This window comes from Kitasatospora cystarginea (assembly GCF_039533515.1).
GTDB lineage: Bacteria > Actinomycetota > Actinomycetes > Streptomycetales > Streptomycetaceae > Kitasatospora > Kitasatospora cystarginea.
In genome coordinates this window covers 1-18,028 of record NZ_BAAATR010000055.1, presented here as the reverse complement: position 1 = coordinate 18,028, position 18,028 = coordinate 1, and the positions used below count along the sequence as shown (strand labels likewise).

19 protein-coding genes and 2 pseudogenes are annotated in these 18,028 nt (G+C 69.7%); 8 read left to right on the top strand and 13 right to left on the bottom strand.

Features of this window, described 5'->3' with window-relative positions:
- Positions 1 to 160: 160 nt before the first annotated feature.
- The 3 genes from ABD369_RS36210 (at position 161) to ABD369_RS36200 (ending at position 2,920) form a co-directional block, all read left to right on the top strand.
- Positions 161 to 421, top strand: a complete 261-nt coding sequence (locus tag ABD369_RS36210) for a hypothetical protein (RefSeq protein ID WP_344640894.1) — start codon at positions 161 to 163, stop codon at positions 419 to 421.
- Positions 422 to 572: 151 nt separating this feature from the next.
- Entirely contained in the window at positions 573 to 1,574 is a 1,002-nt protein-coding gene (locus ABD369_RS36205) for a hypothetical protein (RefSeq protein WP_344640893.1), read from the top strand.
- 344 nt (positions 1,575 to 1,918) lie between these two features.
- The gene (locus tag ABD369_RS36200) at positions 1,919 to 2,920 is read left to right on the top strand and encodes a LamG domain-containing protein (RefSeq protein WP_344640892.1); all 1,002 of its coding nucleotides are present in this window, start codon (positions 1,919 to 1,921) and stop codon (positions 2,918 to 2,920) included.
- Between the two features lie 80 nt (positions 2,921 to 3,000).
- Here the strand turns inward: ABD369_RS36200 and ABD369_RS36195 are convergent, their stop codons facing one another.
- The 6 genes and pseudogenes from ABD369_RS36195 to ABD369_RS36170 form a co-directional block, all read right to left on the bottom strand.
- Positions 3,001 to 3,417, bottom strand: coding sequence for a hypothetical protein (locus ABD369_RS36195; RefSeq protein WP_344640891.1), 417 nt, complete (start codon positions 3,415 to 3,417; stop codon positions 3,001 to 3,003).
- A 388-nt stretch (positions 3,418 to 3,805) separates the two neighbouring features.
- Positions 3,806 to 3,982: pseudogene (locus tag ABD369_RS36190) on the bottom strand (NF041680 family putative transposase); the annotation flags it as partial.
- Between the two features lie 195 nt (positions 3,983 to 4,177).
- Positions 4,178 to 5,440, bottom strand: a complete 1,263-nt coding sequence (locus ABD369_RS36185) for an alpha/beta hydrolase family protein (RefSeq protein ID WP_344640890.1) — start codon at positions 5,438 to 5,440, stop codon at positions 4,178 to 4,180.
- Between the two features lie 234 nt (positions 5,441 to 5,674).
- Positions 5,675 to 5,809 (bottom strand): hypothetical protein, encoded by a 135-nt coding sequence (locus tag ABD369_RS36180; RefSeq protein ID WP_344640889.1) that lies wholly within the window; start codon positions 5,807 to 5,809, stop codon positions 5,675 to 5,677.
- A 417-nt stretch (positions 5,810 to 6,226) separates the two neighbouring features.
- Positions 6,227 to 6,613: pseudogene (locus ABD369_RS36175) on the bottom strand (response regulator transcription factor); the annotation flags it as partial.
- A 188-nt stretch (positions 6,614 to 6,801) separates the two neighbouring features.
- Positions 6,802 to 8,001: an MFS transporter gene (locus ABD369_RS36170; protein ID WP_344640888.1), complete on the bottom strand. Its 1,200-nt coding sequence runs from the start codon at positions 7,999 to 8,001 to the stop codon at positions 6,802 to 6,804.
- Between the two features lie 97 nt (positions 8,002 to 8,098).
- Here ABD369_RS36170 and ABD369_RS36165 point away from each other — a divergent pair, with 97 nt between their 5' ends.
- Positions 8,099 to 8,551, top strand: coding sequence for a MerR family transcriptional regulator (locus tag ABD369_RS36165; protein WP_344640887.1), 453 nt, complete (start codon positions 8,099 to 8,101; stop codon positions 8,549 to 8,551).
- A 211-nt stretch (positions 8,552 to 8,762) separates the two neighbouring features.
- Here the strand turns inward: ABD369_RS36165 and ABD369_RS36160 are convergent, their stop codons facing one another.
- Positions 8,763 to 9,776 carry an Lrp/AsnC family transcriptional regulator gene (locus tag ABD369_RS36160; protein ID WP_344640886.1) on the bottom strand — a complete coding sequence of 338 codons (1,014 nt, stop codon included), beginning with the start codon at positions 9,774 to 9,776 and terminating at the stop codon, positions 8,763 to 8,765.
- Between the two features lie 84 nt (positions 9,777 to 9,860).
- Between ABD369_RS36160 and ABD369_RS36155 the strand changes: the two genes are divergently transcribed.
- Both ABD369_RS36155 and ABD369_RS36150 read left to right on the top strand, forming a co-directional pair.
- On the top strand, positions 9,861 to 11,321 hold the full coding sequence (locus ABD369_RS36155; protein WP_344640885.1) for a carboxylesterase/lipase family protein: 1,461 nt from the start codon (positions 9,861 to 9,863) through the stop codon (positions 11,319 to 11,321).
- A 145-nt stretch (positions 11,322 to 11,466) separates the two neighbouring features.
- Complete coding sequence (locus tag ABD369_RS36150; protein WP_344640884.1) at positions 11,467 to 11,802, top strand: arsenate reductase/protein-tyrosine-phosphatase family protein; 336 nt, start codon at positions 11,467 to 11,469, stop codon at positions 11,800 to 11,802.
- A gap of 144 nt (positions 11,803 to 11,946) precedes the next feature.
- On the opposite strand, the gene ABD369_RS36145 is transcribed toward ABD369_RS36150, so the two are convergent.
- From ABD369_RS36145 to ABD369_RS36135, 3 genes are all read right to left on the bottom strand, one after another.
- Positions 11,947 to 12,114: a hypothetical protein gene (locus tag ABD369_RS36145; RefSeq protein WP_344640883.1), complete on the bottom strand. Its 168-nt coding sequence runs from the start codon at positions 12,112 to 12,114 to the stop codon at positions 11,947 to 11,949.
- Entirely contained in the window at positions 12,111 to 12,533 is a 423-nt protein-coding gene (locus tag ABD369_RS36140) for a DUF4158 domain-containing protein (protein WP_344640882.1), read from the bottom strand. Before ABD369_RS36140 ends, ABD369_RS36145 begins: the two co-directional genes overlap by 4 nt.
- A gap of 96 nt (positions 12,534 to 12,629) precedes the next feature.
- A complete protein-coding gene (locus tag ABD369_RS36135) occupies positions 12,630 to 13,187 on the bottom strand; it encodes a hypothetical protein (RefSeq protein WP_344640881.1) in 558 nt (185 codons plus the stop codon).
- A 462-nt stretch (positions 13,188 to 13,649) separates the two neighbouring features.
- Here ABD369_RS36135 and ABD369_RS36130 point away from each other — a divergent pair, with 462 nt between their 5' ends.
- The gene (locus ABD369_RS36130; protein ID WP_344640880.1) at positions 13,650 to 14,369 is read left to right on the top strand and encodes a hypothetical protein; all 720 of its coding nucleotides are present in this window, start codon (positions 13,650 to 13,652) and stop codon (positions 14,367 to 14,369) included.
- Here the strand turns inward: ABD369_RS36130 and ABD369_RS36125 are convergent.
- The 3 genes from ABD369_RS36125 to ABD369_RS36115 all read right to left on the bottom strand — a co-directional run bounded on the left by ABD369_RS36125 (position 14,342) and on the right by ABD369_RS36115 (position 17,083).
- Complete coding sequence (locus ABD369_RS36125) at positions 14,342 to 14,863, bottom strand: hypothetical protein (RefSeq protein WP_344640879.1); 522 nt, start codon at positions 14,861 to 14,863, stop codon at positions 14,342 to 14,344. The genes ABD369_RS36130 and ABD369_RS36125 overlap by 28 nt on opposite strands.
- A gap of 144 nt (positions 14,864 to 15,007) precedes the next feature.
- Positions 15,008 to 15,871, bottom strand: a complete 864-nt coding sequence (locus ABD369_RS36120; protein WP_344640878.1) for an LLM class flavin-dependent oxidoreductase — start codon at positions 15,869 to 15,871, stop codon at positions 15,008 to 15,010.
- Positions 15,872 to 16,114: 243 nt separating this feature from the next.
- Positions 16,115 to 17,083 carry a hypothetical protein gene (locus tag ABD369_RS36115; RefSeq protein ID WP_344640913.1) on the bottom strand — a complete coding sequence of 323 codons (969 nt, stop codon included), beginning with the start codon at positions 17,081 to 17,083 and terminating at the stop codon, positions 16,115 to 16,117.
- A gap of 68 nt (positions 17,084 to 17,151) precedes the next feature.
- On the opposite strand from ABD369_RS36115, the gene ABD369_RS36110 reads away from it, so the two are divergent.
- Entirely contained in the window at positions 17,152 to 17,823 is a 672-nt protein-coding gene (locus ABD369_RS36110) for a TetR/AcrR family transcriptional regulator (protein ID WP_344640877.1), read from the top strand.
- Positions 17,824 to 18,028 lie beyond the last annotated feature (205 nt).

Sequence of the window (18,028 nt, the reverse complement as noted above, 5' to 3'; positions counted from 1 at the left end):
AGCAGCCCCTGGAACATGGCAATGTGGTCGCCTTACCTCTCTCGGTGAATGGCGCACATAACTTACATGCCTGCCCCGGGGGCGCCGGGGGCGATCGTCACCCGGCCCGGCCTGTCCGTCGATGTTTTAGGAAGACGCTGCCCGCTCTGGGGTGTCCATGATGATCGGCGTCGACTCCTCACCGGCGTTCGGCGCCGGTCTTAAATCCCTTCTCGGCGTCATCGTTCAGCGCTTGAAGTCTGATAGAGGGATCCGACCTGCACGGACTCATTCACCAACCGGTACAAGGCCACGCCGAACCAGCGGTGTAAACCTCACGCAGATCATCAGCACCACCTGGTGGGTGCAGAACGTGACCGTCAACGGGAACTGCACGACCATTTACGACAACTGGGTCAACACCGGCGCGCCCTGCTCCTGAGCTGCTTCCAGGAAATCGGGCGTCGGGACTCGAAGTCTGGCATGGACGAGCAGCAGGGATTCACCGATGGGCCGACCGAGGCGCCGACGGCCAGCCTCATGAGTTCCAATTCACAGAACGCCAGCCCCATATGAAACGGAAAGGGATTCACATGTCCAAGCACGTGAGCCGGGCCGCAAAGTTCATAGCCGGAATCTCTGCTGCAACCGCGTCCGTGTTCATTGCCCCCACCGCCGCCAATGCTGTCGTTGCTCCGCGTGGTGTCCCGTACAGCTGCTATGAAACGTCGAGCTCCGGCATCAACATTTATTCCGGGCACGACCTGGGCATCGCCAGCGGCTACTGCGTCGGCTCCCACGAGTTCGTCATGCAGTGGGACGGCAACCTCGTCCAGTACAACAACAACACCCCGCTCTGGTCGTCCGGCACCTACGGCCACTTCGGTGCCACCGTGTGGTTCCAGTCCGACGGCAACCTGGTCGTCTACCCCGCCGGCGGCGGCCCCGGCGGCCCTGCGCTGTGGGCGTCCGGCACGTACAACCACCCCGGGGCCCACCTGGCCATCCAGGCGGACGGCAACATCGTCATCGACCCGTGGTGGGCGCCCTCGTGGCCGATCGTCTGGCAGCGGACCTACAGCGTTGCGCGGCAGTGGTGGCTGGACTCGGACGGCCGCGTCGACTGGGCGCAGCTCCCGCTGGAGACCGCGTTCGAGGGCGAGCAGCTCGGCCGGTGGGTGCGATCCCAGCGGGCCGGCTGGGCGGAGCTCGACCAGGAGCAGCGGGATCTGCTGACGGCGCTCGACATCGCCGAGGACCAGGAGCTGGCGGCCGCGCGGGCGGGGGCCGCGGCCAAGCCGAAGGTGTCGCGGGCGGACCGGTTCCAGCAGCACCTGGCCGCGCTCGCGGCGTTCGTCGAGCGGGAGGGGCACGCGAAGGTCCCGCGCGCGCAAGACCGAGGAGGGGCTGTCACTGGGCACCTGGTTGAACAACCGAAAGGCCCGCCGGGACAAGCTCAGCGAGGAGCAGCGCGGACAGCTGGAGGCCCTCAAAGTGGCCTGGTAGGGGGCTGCATGGCTTGGCGGGGGTCGCGATGCGCTACTCGGATGGTCAGCGTGGGTCTGCGGGATGTGCGGGGTTCAGGTAGGGGGTGACACCGGAGTACGACATGAGGAAGCCGACACGTCTCCGAACAGCACCTACATCACTGTAGATCAGAGGCTCGAGCGGCAAATCGTCCAGACTTCCGATCAGTTCACGGCGTCGCTGTTTCAGAGCCTCATCGGAACACACCGCCAGATCACGACCTCACAGTCGCCCAGCTGCTGCTCGACTCGGGGAAGGCGACGCCGGTCGCCGAGACCGGGCCGGAGCCTGTCCAGGGCTGATCCACGGCTCGTCCACGGCGCTGATCCGCCGCCAACAGCGCGTTCCCGTCTGCTTTCTGGGGCAGGCCGGTTCGCAGGTTTCCGACGGCCATGGCCTAGCATGTCGGCCCATGAGCATTGGCGGGGGCATACCTGGCGGTAACGGTGGCAGTGGCTGGGGCAGGCCGGAGCAGCTGCCCCCGGTGAGCGGGCAGCAGTGGCCGCAGAACAGGCCGGACTGGGAGACGCTGGCCCGGCAGCACGAGGCGGAGCTGAAGAAGCGCCGGATGCTCCAGATCGGCGGCGGTGCGGCGGCCGTGGTGGTGGTGGCCGGCATCGTGACCGCCGCCATCGCCCTGTCGGGCCCCGCGCACCCGAAGCGGGTGGACGCCGTCGGCCCGGCCACGCCGTCCGCCTCGGCCTCGGCCTCGGCGAGCGGCTCTGCGGCGCCGTCTCCGACGCCGACCCTGGCACAGCTGGTGGACAAGTACGGCAGCAACGCGATCGTGCTGAGCAAGACGGTGAAGCCGGGCCAGGCGGACGGCCACAACGGCCCGGCCGTGCTGATGACCGGCAAGGACACCGACCACGGCGAGAGCAACGGGCCCGTCGTCGACACCAGCAAGAGCTTCACCGTCTCCGCGCTGGTCGACAACAACGCCCCGAAGGTCGGCAGGTGCGTCCTCAGCCAGGGCAGCGGCGACTACTACACCTTCTATCTGGGCCGCGACGACTGGGGCATCCACAACCAGTGGGTCTTCAAGGTGCAGACCCTGCCGGGCGGTGAGGACAAGAACGCCCGCCAGGCGTTCTCCAAGCAGCCGTCCTGGACCGGCAAGTGGGTGCTGCTGACCGGCGTGTACGACGCCTCGGCTAAGTCCATCACGCTGTACGTCAACGGCGAGCCGCAGGACACAACCAAGGTCGACGGAATCTGGAACTCCGCAAGCCGGATGCAGCTCGGCCGGGCGAAGTACCACGGGGCGTGGGTCGACAACTGGGACGGCGCGATCTCCGACGTCCTGGTGTGGAACCAGGCGCTGTCGGCCTCGGACGTCGCCCAGCTGCAGAAGAGCGGCGGTACGACCGCGGGTGCGGCGCCAATGGCCGGCTGGCTGCTGGACGAGGGCTGAAGCGCGCCTGAGCCATCCGAGCACGCGGCCATCAGGCCTCACCAGTCTTGATCCACTGTGATAGCGGGCGACAGCAAACTTCACCGGACAACGACGCCGCGCTTCACCACCAACACGCCACCACTCTTCAGCGGAACCACCGTCCTGACCAGCACTAACACGAACCCCACCATTGAAAACAGGTGACACATCGCCGCTGCAAAGACCATGCCGCGCATCACCTCCAGCTTCCAGGCCGGCAACGTGTGCAGCACCACCTGGCCGGCGCGGCCGTTCTCGGGAACCGCCCCGGCCAGGGCCGTGATGGTCATGGCCGCGATCTGGTAGGTGTCCACCGGCAGCAGGTAGCGGTCGTCGTCCCGCCAGACGTTCGCCGCGGCGACCGAGGCGAGGTGATCCAGCACCTGGTCGTCGAGATAGACGACATCCCGGATCCAACCCGGGCGGCCCGGGAGCAAACAGGCACGGTCCGGGCCAGCACCACGCACACTCTTCACCCCAACAGCCTCCCAGCGCGCCAGGACAGCTCGCAGGACAACGGGAAAGCCCGGACACCACCCATCCCAAGGCGCAGGACGGAACGCGCCTGGACAACCTCCAGAACGGTCTGACGGCCACCCAGCAACAGCCCCAGCCACCGGGCCGAACCGGGGCGCAGCAAAGCGGGCAAGGGCGCAGCCCGGCCGCACGGCGCCGCAGCAGGCCCGGCCGAGACGGAGCCAGGCGCAGCAGGGCCGAGACGGCGGCGCAGGCACGGATGGCGGCCCCCGGCAACCCGACCCGGACGACGCCCAAGGGCGCCACCCGGAAGCGCGGCAGGCAGCGCCGGTCACCAGGACAGCACCCCGGACGAAACCGAACACCGACCCACCACCACCCCACACCCTCGCCCACCAGTGAGAGTTCCACCAGTGACCTAACCGGCCCGTCGGCGCACAGCACCGCATCAGCCAACTCGAACAGCGCATCCCCACGCTTGGTCAGGCAGGAGTAGAACTCACCCCGGAAGCGTGACAGTTCAGCGAACCCGCCATGCTCAACGCGATCATGCAGCAGACTCATCCCCACGGCCTTCGTCATGGTTGTGTGCGTTCCTTGGTCGGAGCACAGGATCAGACGAAGGCCGCCTCCACGTACGGCAGTTACCGAAACGAGTGATCACACTCGGCAGGCTGTTCGACGTCGGAGGTTAAAGATCAAGTTAGCGGGCAGTGGGCGGCCGTACCCCCGTGGCGGCCGCCCGCCGCCGTACCGGGTCTACGGGTGGTACACGACCTCCGGGAAGGCCTTCGACGGTCCGTCGAGCAGGTTGCCGCAGTGCCGGTTGCGCAGGTGGAGGTCGAAGAAGGCACGCGGGTAGGCCTGCTGGATGAGGACGCAGCGGTCGGGGTCGATGGTGCCGACCTGGGACTGGATCTGCTGCTCGGTCATGCCGAGCAGCCTGCCCGCCTGGGGGATCAGCGTCATGTTGTCGCCGTACGAGGAGTGCACGGCGCCGGTGGCCTGGACGTCGAGGCGCCAGCCGCGCAGGTGGCCCCAGAAGGTCTCGACGTACGGGCTGGCGGCCCGGGTGTAGGCGGCGGTCATCATCATGAACGGCCGGTCGATGTCGGTGGTGATGGCGGGGTTCGACTCCATCCGGCCGTCCAGGGTGAGGCCGGCGCGGATGCGCTGGTCGGCGACCATGGCGAGGGCGGCGGCGGTGCCGCCCTTGGACCAGCCGGAGACGCCGATGTTCCGCGCGTCCAGGCCGCCGAGCAGGCCGGCCGGCAGGGCGCGGCCGTCGACGTCGGGGTTGCGTCCGTTGGCGAGGTCGACAACGCGTTCGAGCAGGAAGAGCAGGTCGGCGGCGTAGTCCCTTGGATACAGCCCCGGGGCGACGCCGTCCCGGGTGACGACGGTCCCGTCCGGGAACTCGGTGATGCCGTCGTGGGTGTGGTCGACGGTGACGACGGCGAAGCCGTGGCTGGCCAACTCCTGGACCACGATGGTGTGGTCGGCGCGGTGGCTACCCGCGCCGTGCGAGTAGAGGACGACGGGCAGCGGCCGGCCGGTCCGGTGGACGGGCGCGCCCTCGTGGCCGGCGGTGAGCGGGGCGAGCGCGAGAGGGAGCGGGAAGCCGACGTCGTCGAGGAAGGCCTTCAGGGCGCCCTCGGTCATCCAGGCGGCGAGCGGGTACGCGTCGGCGTCCGCGGACCGGGCCGGGTACCAGACGGTGGCCATCAGCTCGCGGAACTTTCCGGGCCTGGCATTCGGGTCGAGCCGGGACTCGTCGCGCAGGTGCAGCGGCACCATGCCCACCGGGAAGGGGCCGGTGGGAGCAAGCAGGGTGAGCCGTGCGGGGGAGCCGGTGCCGGAGGGGACGGTGCCGGAGGATGCGGGAGCGGGAGCGGCCGAGGCGGTGCGGGCGAGGCCCAGCGGCGCGACGGCGCCCAGGGCGAGGGCGGCGCCCAGCATGCGGCGGCGGGTCGGTCCGGTACGGCGTGCGACCGGCGTGGTGTCCATCGGCGTGGTGTCCATGCGCGGAACGCTGTCACGCGGGGCGGGTGGGCAGCATCAGTCCACCGATTGATCCTCCGTCACCTCGTATTGGCCCTAGGGTTTACATCCCCGGGCTGACGCGGACGGGTGGCGGGCGGGGTCCGCTGCGGCCCTGGCCGACGGATAGCCGGATGATCGGACGACTGGCTGGCCGGAGGGACGGACGAACCCGAGTGTCGACGGTGCCAGGTCGCGTAGGGACGCCTGTCGTCGTCAGCGCCCGAGCTGGTGCACCAAGTCGGCTGGCTGGGACCGGGTGTTCAACCTGGTCATCAGCTCGCGGTTGGCTGCCCGCGCGGCTTCGAGCTCTTGGTCGCGCTCGTCGAGCTGGGCGGTGAGATCTACCACCTGCTGCTCCAGGGCCGTGATGCGGCGGTGCAGTTGCTCGATGTCTCCCGGGGCGCCGATTCCGGACCCCAGGTGGCAATGGCCCCCGTGCTCCGGCTCCTGGCCGAAGAGCTACTGACCAACGACGCCCTGGCCGACATCATCAAGGCCGGCCAGGGCCGCCACCGAAGCAGAAGCCCAGTACAACCGGAATCTGTTGCCCAATTCACGGGTCTATCCAAAGACCGTAGGTAGCGCTGCCGCGGGGATGCTCACCTCCGGGCACGGACATGCCGATGCTCCCCATGGGGCGGTAGAAGGCGTCGTCCACCGGCGAGTTCGCTCGAACGAGTGAGATGGCTGATTTTCGTGCGAATCAAGGGAGATGAGAGCCCCGCCCGCGGGCTCCGGCGGTGAGCGCGCGGACGGTGTGCCCGTTCACCCTCCTCCCGGCGCGACGAGCCCGGTCTCGTACGCCAGGACCACCGCCTGCGCCCGGTCAAGGAGGTTCAACTTGGCGAAGATCCGCGCCACATGGGTCTTCACCGTCGACTCGCTCAGCGTCAGCTCACCCGCCAGCTCGGTGTTGGACAGCCCGCGCCCGAGCAGCGTGAGCACCTCCACCTCACGCGGCGTCAGCGGGGCCAGGTCGCCGTGGAGCGCCGGGGTGTCGACGGCGGCGGACCGCCGCGGGGTGCCGCCCGCGAACCGCTCGACCAGGCGACGCGTGATCGACGGCGCGAGCAGCGCGTCCCCGGTGTCCACCAGCCGTACGGCTGCGGCGAGGTAAGGGACGGCAGTCTTCGACATCACCGTGCCGGATGCCGGGCCGGCGCAACAGCACCGCAACCTGACCGCGGGGATGGCCGTGTGCCCGACAGAACTCGTGCAGGTCGCCGAGGGCACGCCGCTGGCACTGTTCGCCGACGGCCTGGACATCGCCCTGTACCGACTGGATCCAGAGGACACGACGTTCCAACGGGTGGCCACCTGGCAAGGCATCGCCCACGCGCTCACCGCGAGCCGGACCGGCGAGACGGTCGCCATGCTCGCGGGCACCGCCAGCCAACCGAAGAACGTCCACGCCGAGCCACCCGGCGGCCCCCTGACCCGGGTAAGCAACACCCGGCCCGAAGTGCGCGAGATCCGGTGGAGGGGCACATGATCACCGAACGTGCCCACCGACTCGACCTGCTCCGCCGTACTCGCACATGGTTCGACCGCTGGCTCGGCTCCGTCGGACGGCATGGCATGCTGTCGGTCGAGGGCGGTTCGGTTGATGAGCGAGGTCGACGCTGAGTCCCTGTATCAGCCAAGCACCCGCCGTGCGTGGGTGAATCCCTGACGAACCGGGCGCGGGCGTGGGAGAGTTGCGCAGCCGCCGCGCCTCCTGGGCCCAGCATGTCGGTCGGACGCCCGGCGCCACCGAGCGGGCAGGACCGGCTGGTGCCGGCGGCGATGAGGATGGAGGGCAGCCAGGCGAGCGCCGTGTAGAACGCGAGGGCCTGGATGCCGAAGAAGGCCGTCAGGCTCCACGCGAGCGCGGTGCGGGCCATGTGCCGGCGCGGCGCGGCCGCAGCGGCTGCCGGGGTGGTGGGCCGGGGCCGGTGGACGCGGGCCTGCGGGGCGATTCCCGCCGCGGCGAGCACGGCGGGCACGACGGCGAGGCCGATCGCGAGCTGCCAGGACCCGCCGGACGCCTGGGCGACGGGCGCGACCAGGGCCGCGACGATCGCCGAGCCGACGCCCATCGACAGCGCGTAGACGCCCATCATGGTGCCGACGTGCCGGTGGGAGAAGCGGGCCCGGACGAAGACCGGTACGAGGACGTTGACGACCGCGGTGGCGAGGCTGACGACGATGGTGCCGGCGTACAGGCCCGGCATCCCGAGCATGCGCAGGATCGCGCCGGCGACCAGGACGACGCTGGCCCACAGCAGGCCGCGCTCCTCGCCGAGCCGGCGCCGCACCATCGGGGCGAGCGGTGCGAACAGGCCCATGCACAGCGGCGGGAGCAGGCCCAGCACGGTCACCGTGGCGGAGCCGAAGTGGGCGACGGGGGCCAGTGGCCCGATCTGCCCGAACGCGACCCGGGTGTTCAGGCTCAGCAGCACGAAGCCGACGACGAGTAGAGCGCCCGCCGTGGGGGCCTGGCGGTGGATGTCGGAGGGTGCGGGTGGTGCGGATGTTCCGGCGGCGGAGGTGGTCGGCATGGGACGGTCCTGCTTTTCGACGTGGACGTTAGGATGACCTCAGGATTGACGCTCAAGTGCGCTTGAGCGCAACTCCCGGAAACCGGCCGGAGGGACGATGGAGCGGCTGTTCTCGATCAGTGAGGTGGCCAAGGCGTTCGGCCTGTCCGTGCCCGCCCTGCGCTACTACGAGGAGCGCGGCCTGATCCGCCCCGTCACCCGGCGCGGGCGGGTGCGCTACTACGACCACGCCGCCCTGGAGCGGCTCGCGTACGCCCAGCTGTGGCACAACGACGGCATGATGCCCCTCGCCGACAGCGCCGCCGTGGTGGAGAGCAAGCACGTCGAGGACCGGCGCGCCCTGATCGCCGAGCAGCGGGATGCCATGCTGCAGCGCATCCGCAGGCTCACTCGGGCCGCTGCCGTGTTGGAGCACCTGTTGGAGTGTCCCAGCGACCGCCCGCTGGACTGCCCGGTGACCGGCGCCTACATCCGTGCCCGGGTCGACGCCGCCCTCGCCGGTGAAGAGTTCCTCGACGACTTTCTGCCCGACCACCCCGACAAGCCGTAGGCGACGATCCAGCGGTCGAGCCGACGTCGTAGGCGGCCATGCCCGCGGCAAGGTGCGGGCGTTCCCCCCAAACGACCCGCTGAGTGAACAACCAAGTGGGCGGTGAGGGCCACGCTGGGGATTTTCGAAGTACGGCGGCGCCTCCGGGGCCGCCTCGACGACCGCCTCGATCGGGGCCGCCGCGGTACCGGCCGGGGGTGGGGGATCCCCGTCAGGTCTCGGATGGGCGAAGGAGGCCGGTCCGTTTGACCGAGCTGAGGATCGGGGTCACTTCGAGGCTGCGGATGTCGTTGAGCGATCCGACGGTCTTGGTGAGGAAGGTGTACAGCCCGCCCAGATCGTTGGCTGCGACGGCCACCAGGAGGTTCGCGGCCCCGGTCGTTGCGGCGGCGAACCGGACCTGCGGGTGCCGGCTCAGCTCGTGTCCGGTCGCTTCCAGGCTGCCTGGCCCGGTGGCGATCCACAGGAGTGCCTCGCTGCCGATGCCCAGCAGGCGCAGGTCCACTTCGCACGCCAGACGCACCATGTGGGCGGACAGGAGCAGGTCCAGCCGGCGGCGCACCGTCGACGCCGACGATCCCAGCCGGGTCGCCAGGTCGCTAACGCCGGCGCGCGCGTTCTCGGTCAGCCGGTCGATGAGCGCGTCATCGAGCGGCTGAACCTCCGGCGCGTCGACGGGCTCTCGCGCGAAGGGGGCGAGGGCGTCGAACTGATCCGTGGGCAGCAGTCCTGCGCTCCAGGCGAAGCCCGCGGGAAACACTCTCATGAGGTCGTAGGCGTCCCACGACTGGACGGCGGCTGTGGCGGGCAGGTCCCGCAGCAGCAGCGAGGTCCGGGCCTGGGGGCCGTCGAGGAAGAGCACGCTGCTGATCTCGTCGCCGCCGCCGAGAATGTCGACCCACACCGTGTCGGCGCGCCGCGCGAGTCCCGCGGCGATCGCCTTGATGCGGCTGGGCCGGCACCGGATCCGCAACGCCATCGGGATGAGCTGCGGAAAGCGCGCGGGATTGCGGACCGCTGTGGGCCGCAGTGTGCCGTCGTGCAGGAGCGGTGTCGCACGGCGCACGACCGTGCGCTCGGAGATTCCAAGGACGCGGGCGACCGTTCGCCATGACGCCCGCGGCGACGCCAGCAGCACCGCGGCGATCCGCCGTTCCGTCTCGTCCAGTTCGTGTCTCATGTGTCTCACTTCCACCAGGATCCCATGATCTATGGCGCACAACACGATATCGCCCGTCGTTGTTCGCCGATTTCTGCCGTCCCGGCCGTAGAACGGGGGTACCGCACTTCGGCTAGGAAGGTGACACCAATGACCGTGATGGAACGCCCCGTCGTAGGCACCGAGTCGGGAAGCGCGCAGGGAACCGTCGAGGACGGCGTCGCCGCGTTCCGCGGCATTCCCTACGCGGCCTCCCCGGTGGGCAACCGGCGCTTCGCCGCCCCCGAGCAGCACCCGAGCTGGCCGGGCCTGCGGGACGCCACCCGCCCCGGCCCGTCCGTCCCTCAAGGCCCCTCCCGGCTCGAAGCGGTCATGGGCCGGCGCACCCCCGACTGGAACGAGGACGGCTGCCTCAACCTCAACGTGTTCACCCCCAGCCTGCCGGCCGACGCAAGCGCCCCCCGCGCCCTGCCGGTCCTGCTCTGGTTCCACGGCGGCGGATTCACCAGCGGCTCCGGCGGCTGGGACTGGTACGACGGCCGCAACCTGGCCGCCGCCGGCGACATCATCGTCGTCACCGCCAACTACCGCGTCGGCCCCCTCGGCTGCCTCTACCTCCCGGAACACGGCATCGAGAACCTCGGCGTGCAGGACCAGGCCGCCGCCCTGGCCTGGGTGAAGCGCAACATCACCGCCTTCGGAGGAGACCCCGACAACCTCACCGTCGGCGGCCAGTCCGCCGGCGCCTTCTCCGCCCTCTACCTCGCCCTCTCACCGGTCACCGGCCCCCAGATCAAGCGGGTCATCGCCCAGAGCGGCCCCTTCGGGGTCCCCCCGCAGGACCCCGGGGAGGCGGCCGACCACGCCCGACACTTCCTCAAGATCCTCGGCCTGGACAGCAGCCCGGATCCCACCGCCGCCCTGCGCGCCATCCCGGCCGAACAGCTGCTCGCCGCCTACCAGCAGCTCGCCCAGGACCTCTTCCGCCCGGGCAACGCCGCCCCGCCGATGAACCCCGTCCTCGGCGCCTACGGAATCCCCGAGGCATGGCAGCAGACGCTGGCCGACGGACGCCTCGACGGCAAGCAACTGCTGACCGGGACCACCAGGAACGAGATGACGGCGTTCTTCGCGCTCAACCCGCACATCCAAGCCGTCACCGCCGACCAGGCAAGCTCGATCGTGGCCGGACAGGTCAACGGCGGCGCCGAGCGATTCGCCCACGCCGCCACCCGGCGCCCGAACGCGACCCCGAGCGACATCCTCACCGAGATCGAGACCGAGATCGTCTTCCGCGACGACACCGTCGCCATCAGCGATCACCACGCCGCAGCCGGCCACCCCACCTACGTCTACCAGTTCGACTACACCCCGACTCCGGACCCCGCACACCTGGGCGCCACACACTGCGTCGAACTCCCCTTCTTCTTCAACACCATCGACGCCTACCCCGACAGCCCCATGCTCGGCGAGGCCACCGCCGCGACCCGCTCTCTCGCCCACACGTTCTCCCGGGCAGTAGCGGCCTTCGTAGCCACCGGCCAACCCGCCGCAGACCAGTGGCACCCGTATGAGCCCGGCAACCCGGCGACCGTCCGGCACTTCGCCTGACACCCGTCGCACCATCCAATCTGCCGTGCTCAGCGTTGGATCTTCGGCGAGCGCTACCGGGACTCCCATGCAACCGGGACCCACCGACAGGCCCCACAACACCCCCGACACGCCGTGGTGCTCTCAGCCCTCACCGACATGCACCTTGACGGTCTGCAAGGGCGGCCGCTGCTGCGCCCCGCTCGCCGCCGCCGTCCTCGCCCAGCAGGGCGGCAGCGCGGTCGAGACCCGGGCCGCCGCGATCCGGAACTGGCACATTGGCGAAGGTGCCCACCCGGTCATGGTCGAGGTCGCCGCCCGACACGGCTACGACCTGAGCGGCTACCGCGGCGTCCAGGTCAGCCCCGACCTCCTCGCCTGGGCCGACACCGTGCTCGCCATGGACAGCGCCGTGCTGGACGCACTGCGCGAGATCGCCGGCCAGGACAGCACCGGAAAGCTGCGGCTCTACCTGGACGGGCGGGATGTGCCCGACCCGTAGAAGCAGCCCGAGGCGGCGTTCACCGCCTGCCTGACCGCCGTCGAGGCCGGCGCCCAGGGGCACCTGGTCGCCGCGTAGGCAGCAGCACCGAGTACGCCGAAGGGCGGTCCCAAGCCAACAGGCCGGGGTCGCCCTTCGGCGTGGTCAGCCCTTCTCCTCGGCGCGCGGGTCGCGCAGAGGCCGCGGGCCCTCCCGGTGCGATCGGACAATCGGATAGCGCCCGCGGAAGTTGATGTGTTCATGGACCAGCGGGGACAGGCGGGAGCGGATCTCCGGCGAGATCGACAAGCCGCCGGCCTCAAGTTCCTTCACCGCCGCGTCGATGTAGAGGGTGCCCGGTCCGCGATGTACTCCCGCAACGCCAGCTCACGGCCATCGAAGTCACATACCTTCAGCAGGGCCCGGATCTCCCGGGCGTGCTCGTGCTGGGTCGGCAGCCGCTCCGGATACAGCTTCAGGCACGACGGGTCCTCGATCCCCAGCTGCTCGGCGACGAAGTCCGCCACTCCGGTCGGCACCTCGGCGGGCGTGGTCAGAAAGGTGCCGAGCATCCGTACAGTGCCCCACTGCACGGCCCAGCCAAGGCGATTGTGCGGACTCCGCTTCGTCCCAGCCACCTCCAGCGCGGCCGTGTCCAGCCGGAAGAACTCCTCCAGCTCCTGGACGGACGGCTCCTCGGCGAAGCGGCTGTATCGGGCGACCTGATCATCAGACAGATACTCAACAGACACAGAGCGTCACGCTAGGCACTCGGCGCCACGGCCATCGCCCAAGTGATCAAACCGAGACCGTCCGACCCAGGCCAGATCGGCCAACCTCCTTAGCGTTCAATCCTGGAGGAATACCGGCCGGACCCCTGGAGCCGGGCCACGCGGTGAGCGAGGCCCAGGCACGAGAGCCGCCGAAGAACAGACCGCAGAAGCGAACAACCAGTAACCCGTTCCCAGACTCCGCGGGCGATGTACCTCACAAGCGATGTCGCGGCCGTTCACCGCGGTGTGACGAAGCGTCACGCCCGCACCACTTCCCGGCTTCCAGATCGTCACCGACCACGTTTCCGACCGTCCCACGCGCAGCTCAGCGCCGCTCAGCAGTCGGCCACTCTTCCCCACCGCCTGCAGGAAGGTTCCGCTCGTGCCGTCTTCCTCGACCTCCCCGCTGCTGAAGTACCGCACCTCCACCAGCCCGGCGCCGCCGCAGGCGGATGCCGACTTCCCCACCCCGGCCACCATCAACCTGGCCGTCCTGCCCGGGAACCAGGCCGTCCACTGCTCCCGCATCGAGATCGCCGTCCCGGCGGACGACACCCGCGATCGGGCGTACTTCGCCCAGGCCCCGGTGCCTGCCAGCAGCAGCGACTGGACCTTCTCGGTCCAGAAGGACACCGGGCAGAAGTTGAACCTCTCCGGGGCTCCCACGGGCTCGTACTACCTCATCACCTTCCAGCTGCAGAACCCACAGAGAGACCTGATCAACTACCCGCTGAACTTCGGTCTCAGCGGCAGTCTTCTCTCCTCCGGCGGCCCGCTCACCTACCGCATCCTGGAGCGCTCGAAGACCTCCGCGGGTGCCAGCTACACGCAGAAGTACAGCAGGCGGACCATGACGGTCGTCGAACCCGCCTTCTACCTGCACAGCTTCCTGGCCCGGGGCAGCCAGGCCGCGACGAGCCCGCCGCTGACGAGCTTCACCGCCGGCAGCCCATCCACCTCACCTGGGAGAGCAACGGCACCCACTTCCAGCTGTACGACGGAAAATCCACCAGCCCCATCCAGCAGGGTTCCGCCACCTCCTTCAGCCTCCCGAACGGCATTGCCAGCGACACCACGTTCATCATCGCGGCAACCGTGCTCTCGGGGGCCCAGGGAGCCGCCAACGGCTTCACCCCGGTCTACCAGTACGCCACCCTCACGCTCACCGTCCCCAACCCCACCCTGGACTCACTGACCGTCCGCCGCGGCATCGCCGCCCAGCCCACGGTGATCGTGAACGGACAGCTGTACGCCAACGACAACCTCGTCGTCAGTGAAGCCGGGCGCACGAAGTTCACCACGGTCGGCGCCAACGGGCTGCGCGTCCTGGGGGACCTCTCCGCCGACTCCCAGCTCAGCGTCACGGGAACCCTCGTCGCGAACGGCTTCCTCGTCGCCAACAACAACGTCATCGTCAGTGAGGGCGGACGCACGAAGTTCTCGTCGGTCGGCGCCAACGGGCTGCGCGTCGTGGGAGAGCTCACCGCCGAGTCGCGGCTCAGCGTCGAGGGAGACCTGGTGGCACACGGCGTCCTCCATGCCAACAAGGACATCAACGTCAGCGACGGCGGTACCACGAAGTTCTCGTCGGTCGGCGCCAACGGGCTGTGCGTCGTGGGAGAGCTCACCGCCGAGTCGCGGCTCAGCGTCGAGGGAGACCTGGTGGCACACGGCGTCCTCCATGCCAACAAGGACATCAACGTCAGCGACGGCGGTACCACGAAGTTCACCACGGTCGGCGCCAACGGCCTCCGCGTGGCCAAAGACCTCACCGCCGAGGGCAACCTTTACGCCAGGAAGGGCGTCAAAAAGTAGCCGTGCGTACGGTTGGCTGCGTAGATCACAGCCGGCGCCACCGCGAGGTGAGCCAGCCTTTCCGTACCGCGGGCTGGCTGACCGGGCTCAGATCCGGCTGCGGCGCGCCGCCGGCCTTGAGGGCGGGATCTGTTCGGTGCCGCGCAGCGCAAGTGCTGCGGTGCGGGTGCGCCCTCCAGCCGCCACGTCTTGTGGCGGGCTGCGGTGTTGCCGTCCGAGGCGACCAGGCTGTGCAGCGCGAGGTCGCCGAGCGCCTGCCGGATCGCCTTGTTCGACGCCACACCGGGGCGCAGCAGGCGCTGGAGCTGATCGGCGGCGGCGACCTTGAGGACGCCGAGCGCGGCGAGGACATCCGCGCGCAGCACAGTGGTCGAGCCGTTGGGGTTCTCGGCGCCGCGCCGGTACGCGGTCCGGCCCAGCCGGGACAGCCTCCCGCCGTCCCGGTCGTGGCCGTCGTTGTCGTCGGGCGGGGCTGGGCTGTGACGGGTGCTCACGGACGTCTCCGGTGGTCGTGCCCCTCCGGGATATCCGGCGCTCCTGACAGCGACCAAGCCCGTTCCGAGCCCGCGCGCCGCACCCTCTCCAACCACCCCGATCCGGCCCCCGCCGACAAGCCCGGCGCACCCTCGAACGGCTCATTAGATGACTGGCGGCCCCGCCTCAATGCGGCGTAGCACCGGGGGCAGACGATCCAGGTCGGGGCCGGTCTGGACCTGCCGCTCGTCCCACCAGGTGGCGCCGGCGTCGTGCAGCGGACCGATCACGTCCTTGGCCTTGGCCGGGTGCGGAGGCGTGGCACCGCCGAACACGAACTCGAAGGGGCGCCCGGCCCCGGCCGTACGCTGCGTGCGCACGTAGCCGACCAGCTCCCGTACCTCCATCGCATCCGGCACGTGACCATGCCGGGCCGTCTCGAACAGCGGCACCGCGCCGTCCCACCGCGCTGCCCGCCGCATAGGCGCACGACGCGGCCAGAAGCCGCCGATCCACACCGGCGGACCGGGCCGCTGCACGGTGGCGGGCACCAGCGTCACGTCCCGGACCTCGTAGTGCCGGCCGCGGTGGTTCACCGGCTCGCCGGACCAGAAGCGCCCCAACAACTCAAGCCCCTCGTCCAGCCGCTCGGCGAGGATGCCCGGCTCGGCGACGTCGCCGAAGCTCCGGTATTCGTCCTCGAGCGGGCCGCCCAGGCCCGCGGCGAAGATCACCCGGCCGCCGCTGAGGTGGTCCAGGGTGGCCACCTGGCGGGCGAGCTGCTGCGGACGGTACCGGGGAACCGGTGTCAGCAGGGTGCCCAGTCGGATCCGCGAGGTCGCCAGCGCGGCGGCGGTCAGCAGCATCCAGGGGTCCCCGAAGGGACGCCCCTGATGCTGTCGGTGCAGTACGTGGTCCCAGACGAAGAGCCCGTCCCAGCCGGCCTGTTCGGCGGCAGCCGCCACAGTCGCGACGTTACGGGGGTCAGCGAAGTCGCCGAAGTTGGGGATGTTGATGGAGAAGCGCATCCCAGCAGGATGCGCAGCTGACCGTGAAGGGGCAATCGAATTCGGATCCAGGCGGCTTCACGGCAGGTCGCCGACAGGCGCAGGACTACGCCGCTCGATCTGGACACCTGAACCGCTGGACGAGCGGGGCCCGGCGGCTGCTACGGCCAACGTGACCGTCGACAGGGACACGAGGGATGATCGAGGCGGACAACTTCTTGATCTGGCGGGTCTGGCTTTCAGTGACTCGTCGGGGCCGCAGCGTCACCGAACTGAGGTGACTGGCGGGTTGCCCATTTCATTGATGAGTTGCCGGTAGGTCGCGGAGGCCGGCTTGGGGGTGTAGTCGTCGCGCAGCAGGCCGAAGTGGTGGAAGAGCCCTTCGTCGTTGCTGTCGGCGTCCCGCAGGGCGAAGAGCGAGTAGCCGTCGATGTTCAGGTCGGTGGCGAGGGCGGCGACGGTCCGGATGACAGTGTCGAGGACTGCGGCCTGTCGTTGTTCGGTGCGGCCGGGGCCGGTGGGCCAGCCGTTCTCGCAGATGCGGATCGGGACGCTGTCGGGGATGCCGGCCTGCGGCAGGCTGGTGCGGCGGAACGCCGTGAGGACCGCAGTGACGGCGTCTGCCAGCTGGTCCTCGGGGATGGGGTGGAACACGTCCGGGAAGAAGTCCAGGCCGACGTAGTCCAGGCTCTGCCGGAAGCGCGCGTCGGCCAGGGTGCCGAGGTCGGACCAGAAGGTGTCGGAGGGGTCGAAGGTCGGCACGGCGTTGAAGCCGACCGCCACATGGCGGCCGAGAGATTGGGCCTCCTGCTTGGCGGCGGCGACGCCTTGGACGAGCGCGTTCAGGACGTTGGGGGTGCTGCCGTCGACGGAGGGGAGGTTGAGGTTGGGCTCCTCGCAGACCTGGACGGATGTCAGCTCAGGTCCCCCGGTCCGGACGGCCTCGCGGACGAACTCCGGCCAGCCGTCCAGTTCGCCGGACGGCTCGCGGAACTGCAGCACGAGGTCCAGGGTGCGCCCGCGCTGGAGGTAGGCGTGCGGATCGGCGGGTGCGGGCGGCGGCGGTGTCACGGTGGCGGCGAACGAGCGGTAGGCGCGCACCGCCAGCGTGGCCACGTCGCCCTGGAGCTCGTCGAGGGCCTCGTTGATGCGGTCCGGCTCGTCCGGTCGGACCGGATGGATGATGCCCTGGTCGTCGCCCAGGACGCCGCCAGGGTAGATGCCGAAGGTCATGGTCACGCCGTCGCCCCCAAAAATTCATGGTGTCACACCAAATTTGTGGTGACACTATCATGTGGGGCATGGGCCTTCGAGAGATCAAGAAACAGCAGACCCGCACAGCGATCGCCGACGCGGCCCTGCCTCTGTTCCTGGAACACGGCTTCGACCAGGTCACGGTCGCCGAGGTGGCACGGCACGCAGGCGTCTCCACCAACACCGTGTTCAACTACTTCCCCACCAAGGAAGACCTGTTCTTCGACCGCCAAGCCGAGGTCGAGAACCACCTCGCCACCCTGGTACGCGACCGAACCCCGGGCACCTGCCCCATCGAGGCCGTCCGCGACGACCTGCTCTCCGCCCTACGGCAGGACCACCCCATGCTCGGGCTCCAGCCCGGAGCGCCCGCGTTCTGGCAGGCCATCCAGGACAGCCCGGCCCTGCGCGCCCGCGAACGCGAGATCGGCGAACGCATCGAGGCCGCTCTGGCAACCGCCCTGACCGAACATCCGCCGAACGCCGCAGACACACCCGGCGATGCCGGCTACGCATTGCCCGCGCTCCTCGCAGGCGCCGTCGCCGGAACGCACCGCGCCGCTCTGCGCGAGCTCCGACGACGCGTCATGTCCGGCGAACCGCCCGCGTGCGCCCGCGACGCCGTCGCCTCGGCGGCCCTCCAGGCATTCACCCTGCTGTGCTCCGGACTTCACGCAGGTGACGAACGAACGTCACAGGAGCCACAGCTCCCTCAGTAAGAGCACCCGAAACGTAGTCCCGCTGACACAGGCGCTGTCGAAACCCGCGAACAGTTCGACTCGCTCCTCGGCGCCAACTGCCTCCCCAAACCCTTGAACATGTGCTGTCCTAGGCAGTGTCCTGGCGATCACGAGCGAAGCCAGATGACGAGTGCGGCTGCGGTGACGGTGCCGAGGTAGACGTAGCCGCGCTTGTCGAATCTGG

Coding starts and splice junctions, on each gene's coding strand:
- ABD369_RS36210 (WP_344640894.1), top strand. CDS start 161: ATGATCGGCGTCGACTCCTCACCGGCGTTCGGCGCCGGTCTTAAATCC.
- ABD369_RS36205 (WP_344640893.1), top strand. CDS start 573: ATGTCCAAGCACGTGAGCCGGGCCGCAAAGTTCATAGCCGGAATCTCT.
- ABD369_RS36200 (WP_344640892.1), top strand. CDS start 1,919: ATGAGCATTGGCGGGGGCATACCTGGCGGTAACGGTGGCAGTGGCTGG.
- ABD369_RS36185 (WP_344640890.1), bottom strand. CDS start 5,440: ATGGACACCACGCCGATGGACACCACGCCGGTCGCACGCCGTACCGGA.
- ABD369_RS36170 (WP_344640888.1), bottom strand. CDS start 8,001: ATGCCGACCACCTCCGCCGCCGGAACATCCGCACCACCCGCACCCTCC.
- ABD369_RS36165 (WP_344640887.1), top strand. CDS start 8,099: ATGGAGCGGCTGTTCTCGATCAGTGAGGTGGCCAAGGCGTTCGGCCTG.
- ABD369_RS36155 (WP_344640885.1), top strand. CDS start 9,861: ATGACCGTGATGGAACGCCCCGTCGTAGGCACCGAGTCGGGAAGCGCG.
- ABD369_RS36120 (WP_344640878.1), bottom strand. CDS start 15,871: ATGCGCTTCTCCATCAACATCCCCAACTTCGGCGACTTCGCTGACCCC.
- ABD369_RS36115 (WP_344640913.1), bottom strand. CDS start 17,083: ATGACCTTCGGCATCTACCCTGGCGGCGTCCTGGGCGACGACCAGGGC.
- ABD369_RS36110 (WP_344640877.1), top strand. CDS start 17,152: ATGGGCCTTCGAGAGATCAAGAAACAGCAGACCCGCACAGCGATCGCC.